The following is a 13069-nucleotide window of genomic DNA, read 5'->3' on the forward strand; positions in this document are numbered from 1 at the left end:
TTAACGAATTGTCACCAAATAATCTTCCACTTCACCGTACAAGGTGCGCTTACAGGCATCATCTGAGCCACCACCAGCATCGCTGGCAACACGCATCAGAGTTACCCCATCTGCGGCATCTGTCGGTACATCAAAAGTGAATTGAAACGGCGCATCAGAAGCCGACTTATAGACGATTTCATTTGCGGCAAGTTGACCATCTTGGTTCCAATCAATCCACACGCGTAGCGCAACATAAGATGGGTATTGAGGATCTTTGTTGCCAGGTGTTACTGACATTTTGACTGTGCGCCCCGCAGGTAAGGTAATTACTTTACCTGACACCGCCGTGTAGTCATGACTAAGAGACTCATGTACAAAGTCTTCTACTGTCACTTTTTCTATCCATTCCCACTCGTTATCAAAGCTCTTATTGGCACAATACTCGTGAGTCAGCTGCGTAGTTTGTAATGCAACAGGAACATATTCAGGCGGCATAGTGCTACAAGCTTGCGCGTCACTGTTGCCAGCTTGCCAACCATACGGATTGGTGAAATCACTATTTGCGAACGTCAAATATTGCGCTTTATCAGGCGTTAGCCACAAGGCTTTTAATTGGTTAAGTTTTTGCTCTTTAGGAACAATCTCTGTGGTGTTATACATCTGCTCCCAGACTTCCACCAAGAGACCGTCATAACATTTTGCAAGCCAGTCAAAGCGACCTTGTGCCTGAGATACCGTGAGTAAATCACCTAATTCATTATAATTTGCTTGCTGTGCGATATCTTCGTTAGCATGTCCATGCATTGCAACCCCCATCATTGAGGCTGCGACGAATACGAATTTATTCATTGTTCTATCCTTACTTTAATACATCACTGTAGACGCTGTAATCACGGTAATACGCCATGTTGGCAGCTTCATAATCGATACAGTAGTTCCCTTCTGGGTTTGCCTCACAGTAATCCACCATGTCTGCAAACAGGTTGGCATTATTGCGGCTGAAAGATTCGATTTCACTCAATTGATCTAACTGCTCAGTAGTAAACTGCGCTGCATAATAACGCTGTAGATTTTTTGCTCTACGATACGTTAAGCGCTCTTCAATCCAACGAGCTGTAAGCTCCTTGACGACTAGCTTAGTTAAATAATTTGCCTGTACGTAGCCCGTGTCTGGTACTAATTGTTGAAGGCCTGGACCTGCGTCCACATAATCGCTGATGTAAGCTTCTGTTACGTTGTAATCATCCAGTGAATCAAACTGGTTGATATAATCTTGCTTAAGGTAGTTAACGGCTGCCTCAAACAAGTTGAAGCATGGCTCAGGGTTAAGTAATGTACACTGCATAATACCGTTTGGAATGATGCTTAATAAACGGTTAGGATCTCCCCCGCTTTGATAGCCACTGATGGTGATTTTCACCGATTGACGCTTTTCTTCATCAATCTTCTGCAATTGACCATCTACTTTAACTTTACCAATCCAATCAACGCTCAGATAACCGCCTATTGAACGCTTATCTTGCTCATCTCGGTAATCAATTTTCATATTGATGACCACATTTGAGCCATACGCAAAGCCAGAAACAAAGCCTTCACCTAGGTTGTTTGCTTTGTTGCCAGGTTGTGCGGTTGCTAAGTCAATGGCCGCTTGGGTAGGCTGAAAACCACTGGCTGATGTCGGCAGTAGCACTCTAGATTTTGGCTTTACCGATGAGTACACGGTATAGGTGCCCGTGTATTTGTCGGCACTAATATCTTTGGCATAGTTTGCCCCCGCATCGACACGAACCGCTGGGAATTTAAAGCCAATGTCCACTTTACCATCAATCAATTTCAGTGCTTGCTCGTAGGCCAAGTCTACACCGACACGAAAGTCGATATTGGTGTTACCCAAATGCTCCGCTTGCGTACCCACCACTGATTGTAAACCTAGATAAGAATCACCCGCTCGCTTATAGGCAGTGCCTAAAGGAACAGCGTCAATCATTTCCGCCATTTGCACATCTTGCTTGCTTTGCGGTTCACCTTGCTTGTCTAAGAAGTCGTAGGGGTTTTGCGCTGCATGACTTGATGTCGCAAACAATGCACACATAATGCCGCTATAAATAAAAGTTTTCATATTTTCACTCCGTGATATGGCCCCGAAGGGCCAGTCCAACTTATCGTTTACTATTTAGGTAATCTTTGTGCCAACTTTCTGGCAGACGGATAAGTACATCCTGCTCAGTTTCAACAACTTCTTTGAACTCATTAGCACTTTGTGTTGCTAAGTCACCAACTTGAACGCTGTTCGCGAACATGCTGAATGTTTCATTCACACGGTGCTTCGGATCATCCTTAGTACGACCTAGTTTCAGGTTGTAAACCGCATCATTGTATTTCACGCGTTCAACCTTAGTGATGAATCCAAACCCACCATGCATCTGAATTTGATCAGCTACTTTGATGTCTTTCGCCCATACAGGCTGACCCGCCTGTGTGATCACAGGGTGAGACTCTGTTAACAACAACGTTTTACCTTCACGTGTTGTTAGTTTCACCATAGGAATGGCTTCAACACCAATAGAGATGTCTTTGATTTCAAGCGGTAAACGAATGTTAGGGCTGTATTGACTTGCGCCCAATACCGTGTCACCTACGCTCAATTTCTCGATTGGCATTTCAGAGCCATCAGGTAGCAAGATCATGCTGCCTTTCGCCAAACAGCTGTAAACGATTTGCATTGGTGGATGGTCTAAGTCTTCCCAAGTGCCCATGCCTGTTGAGCCGATAACAATAGTTTCAAGCCTTGGCGCTGAACCTGGACGCGGTTCGTTAGCTACTGCAATGTTCATGATCCAGTTAGCATCTTGATAACGGCCATACAGAGTCGCATCGCCAAATACACCTTCGTTACGTGTGATATTCCAATGCAACCTAGTCAATGTACGTGTGCGATATGGGATATATTCCACTTCGATGCGGTCCGCGAAGAAATTCTCGATTTCGCTATAAGGGTTACCTGCAATTTCTGTTGCACCACCGCCTTCTTTGGTTTGAATAAAGATGTTAGAACCACGCTCTGCCTCAGCAGGTTTAGTGATTTTTTCACCCACTTCTAGCGATAAACTACCATCTGTATTTTCAACGACGTTTAGTTCTGTCCAGTCTGGGCGATAAATCGTCTTAACTTTACCCATGATCACGTATTCACCAATGAATGGAACTTTTAACTTCATATCGCCATTAGGTGTATTTGATGGATAAATATTTTCATAGTCACAGTCACCATAGTTTCTGTTCAAACATACGATGATCTTGGGTTCTGTCTCGGTACCTGTCGCAATATCAGCAGGGTGAGTAACATTTGATCCAATTGGAATAGTAGGCGCTGGCATTTCAGCGAATGTGCTCGCACCGATACTCGCTGTCGACATTAAACCTGGTTCTGTTTGCAAGGTTTCGTCAGGCTCAATGTAACCTAAAATCGCAAGTAATGTTTCGCGTGGGTACTCCACTTTAGAGTTTCTATCTTCAATGACTTCATTGCCGTTAGCATCTTCATATACCACCGTCACCCAAGCATCCGCGTAAATACGCTCTGCATTTTTAATGGTCTCAATAGCGCTGTCTACTTTAACCGCTGAGTAGATAGATTTACGCTTTTGTTCTGTACCATCACCGAAAAACTCAGCATAACGAGGTAAAGTGATCGAGCGGCCATTTTGGTCTACCAGCGTCAGGTCAATAAACGTGTAGTTAGTAGGTACTCGCTCACTATTAAGTGCAGATACGACCAAGTATTTTTCTGTTGTACCAGGTAATGTTGCTACTTCAAAACCCATATGTTTGAAGAATGAACAAACATTCGACGGGTGGGTTTCGCAGTTCTCAGTCGTGGTCGCTCCATAACTTTGCGCTACGACGCCTGACTCTGAGTACTTGTCTTGTTGATACAGCTGATTATCAATCAGGTTATATAGGTGCGGACGATTTTTTTTCGTCAAACCATATTTAGCCAAACGTGCTTTTAAGCGAGCATTGTGCGATTTATTCACCAAGTTTGAACGCACGTAAGATGCAGGCTCAATTTGTATATTCGGCTGCTCCACATTGATCGGATTAGCTAAGTGAGGTACAGAGGTCTGAGCTAGCGCTGAACTTGCCCCCAGCGCCAGAGCTATTGATAAGCTTAAGATTTTCATCGGTATTCCTTTAGTTTATATTTGTTGATCATATTTTTTGAGCGCGCGCTCAGGAGTCCCATGTATCCTGTACATGGGAACCCTTACTGCGATTTATAAAAGTGATTACTGAATAAACAGTTTTAGGTCGGTAACTTCACCATATCGGAAGTCCTTGCATCCGTCAGAGCCCAATGTGTAACCCGGTAGCTCTTCAAGTTTTGCTCTTAGTACCGTGTCACCGCTTTCAACCTCACTTACATTCAGTGGGATCGACTGACTAGCCTTGATGCGGCACTTGCCCGTCACATAGGAGCAGCTCTTAGCATAATTCCATGTTGGGTTAGATTGGTTATTTTCACCCGCTTCGAACATGCCATTTTGGTTTTTATCAAGCCAGATGGTAAAGCGTAGTCGGTCATTCACATCTCTCAAATACCAGTTGGCTGTGCTCCAAGCTATCTCATTACTATGGATATCAATATTTAGCTCATTACCGGTATTGAATCTCAAGTTAGTGTTGAATTCATCATAGCCCTGTGTGGTATATCCAGAGGCTGGGTTATCAAAACTATAACTTAACCCACCGGTACGAATTGAGAGTTTGTCTATGTAGAATGCTGAAGGATCACCCTCTGACATAACCTGCGACGTACAACTTGGCACTGGAACAACCACCGTTTTTGTGATTTCATCCGAAGTGTTAGTTCCATCGTTATACGTAACCGTTAGTTTTACATCATAGCTTTTACCCGCTTGCGAATAGGTGATCACCCCAGGGTTTTCATTGGTAGATGTTTTACCAGCATCACCAAATTGCCAGAAGTAGCTTGGTTGGCGAGAACTGTTAACAGTTGAGGTATTAGTGAATTGTACTTGGTTGCCTTCCAAAACTTCATAGCCAAAATCCGCTGACAATGGCAGCTCCGGCGTTTCAATGTTAACTTTAACATCGAATGCTTGCGCTCCTCTTGCATAACCACACGTATCGTAGAAAGCGTAGTCAGTGCCCACGGCTACTCGAAGCAAACTTACTCCATCAGAAAGCGCATCAGGCAATGAGAAGGTAACTGTCCCTGTGTTCATGGTCTGATTATCTACCAGCATTTCTTCTGCACTGAAGATACCATTGCGATCCACATCAACCAGCACGCTCACTTTCTTGTTAATAACGCCATCGCCTAAGTCGATGTTGTGCTGATTGTTACTGTTAAGGGTAATCGTGTTGTCCAATAAACTTTGATAGGCCTGATCTGCCAAGGTAAATTGCTGACCATTGATAGCTGCCGATGTAGTATGAACAGTTGCAGGGCTAAACTGTGGACCACAGGACGCTTTAACCTCACGACTAAAGAAGTGATTGAAGCCATGCAACACTTCACCATTTGTTTTCTGAACCTGTAGATTCAAGCGCAATAGTTTGCCCGGTTGAACCTGCTTCTCTCTAAACAAAAATGGGTAAATTGCCGTGCCACTGCTTCGCTGCCATGTCTCAGTGCCGATATCTGAGTCGCCCCAGTCAACCGATATAGACTCGATGTCATCCGCTTGTGTGGCACTTAAATCATAGCCCATAGTGTCATATTTAATGTCGCTGCCAAATTCTAATGTTGTTAAATCAGAGGTTTGTGCGACGATACCAACAGAGTGCAGGGTTTCATCGATTTGCTTACGCACTTCTTGTGCATTACTCAAATGCGCAAAGCTGTCAGCCTGTTCTAATAAACAATATCCCGCATCTTCAATTTTTGCCCCTGTGAAGAAACAGTTGACGTTGGCCTTAAGAAACAATTTGAAAGCATCTTGAATAGACCAACCCTGTCTTTTTACCAGCTCATAAAATGCTTTTCTCAACACACCCGCAGTTGCATAGATAGACTGACCTGCCTCGTAATCCTTGAAGTGGTCAATGCTTTTTCCATCCCAAGATGGCATTTCGAAGAATCGCGTGCCAGAGCTTTGGTAGAGCACATCCCAACCATACCACCACTTTCGATTTGCGCCGTAGCCACCGTTGTCATCTCGGGTCCAATCCAAATATGGTGTCGTTGTGGTAAAATTACCTGAAGCATGTAGGGTTAAGTAATCTAATAACGCTACGCTGGCCATGTCAGAAAATGCTTCATTAATCGCACCATCTTGGCCATTTGCACCCAAACCACTGTTCCAATATGTGATTGCATGACTCGCTTCATGGGCAACAATACTTAAAGTAGTGTGGTAGTAATGAGTCGCACCATAGTTACCAGTCCCGTAGTTGACGAACTCGTTATCCCAACTAGCCTGAACATTACCAAAACTGTTGTTACCTACTTTTTGCTTTAACTGGCGTAAACAATAGCTACCTGACTGACAGTTAGGGTCTTGATTAAACAGCTCTTTGAGTAAAGTATGGTAATACTGCATCACCAAACCACCATTGAAATGCGCATCATTCACACCTGAGTAGCTGAAGTAACTCGTGTACGAATCATCAATCGCATTTTTATCGAAGTTCTCATTCCCAGTGGCACAGTTATAGCTGGCTGCATCAGTTTGATTACTCATATAATCAATGGTTTGTACGTACGGGTTTTCCAAATGACAGGTGTCACCGGACTTTGTCACGACAAAAGGATAACCAGAAAACTCGCTAAAAATAGCACTGCCAGCAGCGTTGAACACCAATTCTTGTGGCTTATCCGTAAAACTATCATATTGGTACTGCAGACAGTTTGTCATGCTATTAGGTGAAGGCGAATAACAGATGCCACCTAACTTTTCGTTACCACCGATACCGCCACCAGCAACGAGCGTATCACCTGCCAATCCATTTAACCCATTTTCTCTTTTTAGAGTTTTTAATGTCAGCGCATCCAATACATACTGATGTATTTTATCTGCGTGCGTAGCCCGAACTTGTAATACTGGTTTGAGCTTGTCGAAGACCAGCTGGTAAGCTCTTTGCACACTGACATTCGCGTCATCTAGTTGCAATTGTGAAATCACTTGTTGTTCAAGTGCTGAGTCACTCAGTTGAAAACGTTTTGGAACCGTTATTTGCTCACTCTGCTCAGCGACGATTATTTGCCCTAAACCTTGGGTAATATTCCCCTGCTCGTCTTTAATAACGACAAAGCGGCTATCCAGTACCGGCCATTGGTCAACATACACTTGATAGTGTAAAAAGCGCTTTTTTGTACCCTTAGTGTCTAACAGCTCGTACCGTAGCTTTGGTGTGTTAGAACGTGTATCGGCTATTTGAAAGCCCTCACTGGTTGAAGACTGGAACTTAAGCAAAGGCCAGTTTTGACTTTGATTTGCGAGCGAGTGTTGCTGGGCGGCTTGAGCACTGCCTACGGCACAGACAACACCACTCACAAATAAAGCGGTAAGCTTGTTCATATCTACTCCTTGAAACAAAATGTTGTGATTTCCTTAATCACAGCATTCATAGAATTATTGTCGGGTTTAGAGTAATACATCGAACTTTACAATTAAATAACAATAAAGTGCGAAGTTATTTACCTTATTCCCACAACTTTGAAATGAATGGAATTTTTAATTCCTTTGGATTTGAGTCTTCAAAAAAAGACCTAATAAAGGAACGGTGACTTGGTTAATAAGTATGAGTTGTTTACCACACTAATGTGAAGAACCGAGTGATAGCATTATACCGCCAGTCGGTATTAATTAATTACTGGCCCCCATAATGGTTTGCACCACGGGCAATGTAACGTAATTGCCAGATTAGTCTTTCTGTTAACTCACCGCGCTGTTGAGCATCCTGATCTAGCGCCTCGGCACCTGCGTTAAATACTAAAGTAACCATAGCTTCTGCCTGCATATAAGCATGATGTTTATCACAGGGAGTTTCTGTTTCAAGATAGTGCGCCAACTCAAGAATAAAATGTTTGATCTCACGCGCAACTGCTGCACGAAATGCTTTGGATGTACCTGAGCGCTCCCTCAGCAGCAATCTAAATTGGTTACTCGAGGTGTCTATAAACTCCATGAACGTTTCAACGGAAGTGATGATCACGCTCCCCCCACTGGCTATGCGCCTGCGAGCTTGGCGCATGAGTTGCCGTAAAGTGAGCCCCGCCTCATCAACCATCGTTAGCCCTAATTCGTTCATATCTTTAAAGTGTCTATAAAATGACGTAGGTGCAATCCCTGCCTCACGCGCCACTTCACGCAAACTAAGGTTAGAAAAACTGTGTTCTGCACTGAGTTGGTTAAAGGCAGCTTCAATTAATGCTTGCCTAGTTTTTTGCTTTTGTTGTGCGCGAACACCCGACATCCTGAACTCCAATCGCGATTTTTTAAAACGATCTCAAGTCTAATACTTGACGGCGATAGAATGAAATATTATTTTAGCGTACAACTGTACGCTGAAATTAATAAATTATGAAAAAACCACCCTTAATCTGGACCAATGTATTATTTTTTAGCCTGTCATTTTTGGCGGCGATAACTTTAGTGCCTTGGTATGGCATAACCTACGGCTTTACCACCACCCACTGGATTGCCTTCGTTGCTTGTATGTTCTACGCGGGATTGTCGATCACTGCGGGCTATCACCGTCTGTGGGCACACAAAGCCTATGATGCTCACCCTGCAATACAATGGATTTTTGCGTTTGGTGGCGCCTTTGCCCTACAAAACAGTGCGCTGCATTGGAGTAGCGATCACCGTATTCACCACGGACAAGTAGATGACCCTATCAAAGACCCTTATGCGGCAACTAACGGCTTTTGGTACAGCCATATTGGCTGGATGCTGAGGGATTATCAGGGCGACAGCTATAGCGATTACAGTAACGCTCGGGATCTACAGCGTAACAAGATTGTAATGTTCCAACACCGTTATTATCTTACCCTAGTACTGCTTACCAATATTGGTATTCCTTTGCTATTAGGTGCTATTTTCTCTAATGGTTGGTTGGAGATATTAGGCATGCTGATATTAACTGGGGTGTTACGACTGGTATTGAGTCAACATTTTACCTTTTTCATCAACTCACTGGCACATATTTGGGGGACTCGACCTTACACAGAAAAAAACACCGCACGTGACAATGGCTTTTTAGCACTGTTCACCTATGGTGAGGGATACCATAATTTTCACCACATCTTTGCCAGCGACTACCGCAATGGCGTTCGTTGGTATCACTACGATCCAACCAAGTGGATGATACGCGCTCTGGCAGCTATGGGGCTTGCAACAAAGTTGAAACGCACACCCATTGAGCGAATTGAAAAAGCAAAAGCTGAAACTTTGCTATTGAAAACCAAAGTCCGTCTAGCAAAATTGCCTTTGGCGCAAGATAAGCTTACATTGTTACATCAAGAGTATGAATTGCTTCTAAAAAAGCTTCAGACCTTTTGTACTGTACAAAAACAGTTAATTGAAGCGAAAAAAGACTCTATGCTTGAACACTGTGATAAGTCAGCACTCATGAAACAATATCAAGAGTTGGAAGCGGCTTGGCAAACACAAAAACAAGCATGGTTAGCATTAAATGCGAGGCTGCTAAAACCCTCTTTTAGCTAGGAGTTGGCGGCCTCTTACAAGAATGAGGAGAGGCCGTGGCTAAGCCAAAAACTAAGTCTGCAAATAGCGCTGAAACAGCCGCAGAAACATTTCAGTATGATGCAATCATAATCGGCACAGGCCCTGGAGGTGAAGGGGCCGCGATGAACTTGTCAAAAAGTCACCAAAAAGTTGCTGTAATTGAGCGCCAGCAAGCGGTTGGTGGCGGTTGTGTACACTGGGGAACCATTCCTTCTAAAGCACTTCGCCATTCCGTCAGCCGTCTTATCGAGTACAAGGCAAATCCGCTGTACCGCTTTACCGAGAAGCCACAGCGCCATACTTTTCAAGACATACTCAATCACGCCAGTACCGTTATATCAAAACAGTCGAATTTACGTAGTAGCTTTTACGAGCGAAATCGTATTCACCTCTACCAAGGTGATGCCAGCTTTGTCGATAAACACACGATAAAAGTACAACATATCGATGGCTCACAAGAGCTACTCACTGCGCGCACCATAGTGATTGCCACCGGCTCGCGCCCTTATCGGCCACCTAGTGTTGACTTCTCACATCCAAGAATTTACGACAGTGATACGATTTTAAGTTTGCAACATAACCCTCAGCGCGTTTTAATCTACGGAGCGGGTGTCATCGGCTGCGAATATGCTTCTATTTTCAAAGGGTTGGGCGCAAAAGTAGACTTGATCAATACCCGAGACAGGCTACTGGCATTTATGGATGCCGAAATATCCGATGCCTTGAGCTATCACTTTTGGAACAGTGGCATCGTGATCCGTCACAATGAAGACTTTGCAAAAGTCGAAACCCGTGATGATGGCGTGATCTTGCATCTAAAATCAGGTAAACGCGTAAAAGCGGACTGCATTTTGTTCGCTAATGGTCGCACGGGTAATACCGACGACCTCAACTTAGAAGCCATTGGCCTGCAAGCGGATGGTCGTGGCCAGCTAAAGGTCAACGAGAACTACCAAACTTCGATTGAAAATGTATACGCTGTGGGGGATGTGATTGGCTATCCAAGTCTCGCGAGCGCAGCGTTTGATCAAGGCCGAATCGCGGCCGATGCCATAGCCCATGGTGAATGCGCTGCCAAACTCATCATTGATATTCCTGCGGGGATATATACCATCCCAGAAATGAGCTCGGTAGGTAAAACGGAACAACAATTAACTGCGGCTAAGATCCCTTATGAAGTTGGCCGAGCCCAGTTTAAACACTTGGCACGTGCACAAATTACAGGAACGGAAGTGGGCAGTTTGAAACTGTTATTCCATGCTGAAACAAAAGAGTTACTGGGCGTTCACTGTTTTGGCGAACGTGCTTCTGAAATTGTGCATATCGGTCAGGCCATCATGGAACAAAAAGGGCCAGGTAATAATGTCGAATATTTTGTCAATACGACCTTTAACTACCCAACCATGGCCGAAGCATACCGAGTTGCAGCGCTAAACGGTCTAAACCGTTTATGTGACTAACTCAACAACGAAAAGCGCCAAATTGGCGCTTTTTTAAAACTGATACTGAGCACTGACACGCCAGACTTGCTCATTCAAATCTAGCGGTAGATAGGCCATAGGTCGAGATTCGGCTTCATAATCGATAAACTGAAACTCTGCACCCACTTGCCAAGTTTCAGAGAGCGTCTTCCTCACGTTTAATGTAATCCCCTGTGTAAAACTGGCATTTGGGTCAAATGCCCAAATGTCCTTATCCATCACTTTTGACTGCTCGACTCGACCACTTATGCGATAATCATTGAATGTGTGACTCAACATGACATACCAACTGTAAAAGTCGTTATCAACTCCACGCCTAGGTCCCATCGCGGTGTTTCCATACATAGCCTGTGTAATAAACTGGGTTTGCGTACTCACTTTGGAGCGCCACGCTAAAGACCAAAACTTTGTATCCCAAGCATATTGCTTTGTGTTGTAATTAACCGCACTCGGATCACCATTATTATCATACCAATAGACCCGTAGGTTATGGCGTTTAAGATAGCTCCAGTGCGCGCCAATGTAATACCCAAAGCGACCATCTACTTCACTAAATGGATCAACATATTGGCCTTGGAACCTAAGCTGTGGTGCATAAAGTGATTTAACCCGCGCAAAGGCAATACGCTCATTAAATACTGATTGTCTATCGTGAGGCACAAAGCCACGCCATGCGAGCAACGTCCCAGCGGGGTCATTGCCCTTAAACAATGCTCCGATAACGCTGACATCATGCTTGGAACGGAATCGTCTCGCTGCACGCTTAAGCTCAAATTCCGCGCCGAATGTACGCACTTCCTCCCCCAGCCACGCATTAAGGCCAGAATAATTGAACGTATAGGGAGAAGACCAACCAAACGCCGGATTTTCTAGCGACATACGCGGGTAGAACCCGCCTATTTTTGAACTAAACTGATAACCTCGAGCCAAAGGCTGATAGTGAATATAGGCTTCAGTGAAGCCCAGTTTGTGGTCAGGTTCAGGCACATATTGCGCTACGGCATGAGCCGACCAAGCAGAACTGAAGTCCATTCTGCCAGTTAATGCCGCTCGACTTACATTAAATACATCGCTGTCAGCATCAAATCTGGCGACTCCCCAGCCTTGTCGCAACCACGCTAGATCATCACTGGTTTTGGTAGCGGTGGCCTCAATCAAACCGTGAAGTTTTCCTGTGATTTCCTGAGCTTGCGTGAATTGGCTCAACATAGTGGCGACAGATATGGCCACGACCCTACTCATATTCATCTGTATCATCCGTTAAAAACTCCAGTCTATCGAGCAGTGTTTGTTGAATTTGATAGTTCACAACTTGAGATACATGAGTGATCGTCAGCAACTGGCTTTCTGGGCTGTCTAGGTTTTCAAAGCGCTCATGCCATACATTTAACTGCGCATTACCTAACTGTGAGCTGTCCAGCGCCAATTGCACCTTGCCTTGCTCATCACTGACACCGTATACCCCTGAATTAACTACTAAAATGTATCCTAACATCCAATCATGAATGTTACAGCCTAACTCTACTACCCCCTGCTGAGTGAAACTGACTGGTGCTAAGGGTTTGTCTCTGTAGAGCTTTAGTTCAAACGACTTCGCCTTTGAAAAAGAGTAAACGTGATGCAGTATTGAGTCGAAGTTTGGAAAATCCGCCAACGTGCCACTGGGAACCACCAAAGTGTGCGGTACAAAAGCACGGTCTTTTTGACCCATGCTATATACTTTTGCTTTTTGCTCACTCGTCGCCTGCCATTTGGCGCCTGTTAGCCACACCGCAGCTCCCTTGATAGCATTACCTTGGTCATCACTGACAACGACTTCAAGCGCCTGGCTAGAAAAACAGATAAAACCCAACAAAATTATTATTTTCTTCATGTGTAGTCCGTACG

9 protein-coding genes are annotated in these 13069 nt (G+C 44.3%); 2 read left to right on the forward strand and 7 right to left on the reverse strand.

What is annotated here, in order from left to right:
* From L1070_RS17920 to fabR, 5 genes are all read right to left on the reverse strand, one after another.
* Positions 1-831 (reverse strand): GEVED domain-containing protein, encoded by an 831-nt coding sequence (locus L1070_RS17920; RefSeq protein WP_237126587.1) that lies wholly within the window; start codon positions 829-831, stop codon positions 1-3.
* Positions 832-841: 10 nt separating this feature from the next.
* Positions 842-2101: a hypothetical protein gene (locus L1070_RS17925; protein WP_237126588.1), complete on the reverse strand. Its 1260-nt coding sequence runs from the start codon at positions 2099-2101 to the stop codon at positions 842-844.
* A 40-nt stretch (positions 2102-2141) separates the two neighbouring features.
* The gene (locus L1070_RS17930; RefSeq protein WP_237126589.1) at positions 2142-4166 is read right to left on the reverse strand and encodes a Hint domain-containing protein; all 2025 of its coding nucleotides are present in this window, start codon (positions 4164-4166) and stop codon (positions 2142-2144) included.
* 105 nt (positions 4167-4271) lie between these two features.
* Complete coding sequence (locus L1070_RS17935; protein WP_237126590.1) at positions 4272-7529, reverse strand: GEVED domain-containing protein; 3258 nt, start codon at positions 7527-7529, stop codon at positions 4272-4274.
* A gap of 292 nt (positions 7530-7821) precedes the next feature.
* Complete coding sequence (fabR, locus tag L1070_RS17940; RefSeq protein WP_070987893.1) at positions 7822-8427, reverse strand: HTH-type transcriptional repressor FabR; 606 nt, start codon at positions 8425-8427, stop codon at positions 7822-7824.
* Positions 8428-8534: 107 nt separating this feature from the next.
* Between fabR and L1070_RS17945 the strand changes: the two genes are divergently transcribed.
* Together L1070_RS17945 and sthA are read left to right on the forward strand one after the other, a co-directional pair.
* A complete protein-coding gene (locus L1070_RS17945; RefSeq protein WP_070987891.1) occupies positions 8535-9680 on the forward strand; it encodes a fatty acid desaturase in 1146 nt (381 codons plus the stop codon).
* Positions 9681-9715: 35 nt separating this feature from the next.
* On the forward strand, positions 9716-11161 hold the full coding sequence (gene sthA / locus L1070_RS17950; protein ID WP_237126591.1) for a Si-specific NAD(P)(+) transhydrogenase: 1446 nt from the start codon (positions 9716-9718) through the stop codon (positions 11159-11161).
* A 33-nt stretch (positions 11162-11194) separates the two neighbouring features.
* Here the strand turns inward: sthA and L1070_RS17955 are convergent, their stop codons facing one another.
* Together L1070_RS17955 and L1070_RS17960 are read right to left on the reverse strand one after the other, a co-directional pair.
* The gene (locus L1070_RS17955) at positions 11195-12430 is read right to left on the reverse strand and encodes a hypothetical protein (RefSeq protein ID WP_237126592.1); all 1236 of its coding nucleotides are present in this window, start codon (positions 12428-12430) and stop codon (positions 11195-11197) included.
* Positions 12417-13055 (reverse strand): methylamine utilization protein, encoded by a 639-nt coding sequence (locus L1070_RS17960; protein ID WP_237126593.1) that lies wholly within the window; start codon positions 13053-13055, stop codon positions 12417-12419. Before L1070_RS17960 ends, L1070_RS17955 begins: the two co-directional genes overlap by 14 nt.
* Positions 13056-13069 lie beyond the last annotated feature (14 nt).

This window comes from Pseudoalteromonas sp. MMG022 (genome assembly GCF_021654245.1).
Classification (GTDB): Bacteria; Pseudomonadota; Gammaproteobacteria; order Enterobacterales; family Alteromonadaceae; genus Pseudoalteromonas; species Pseudoalteromonas amylolytica.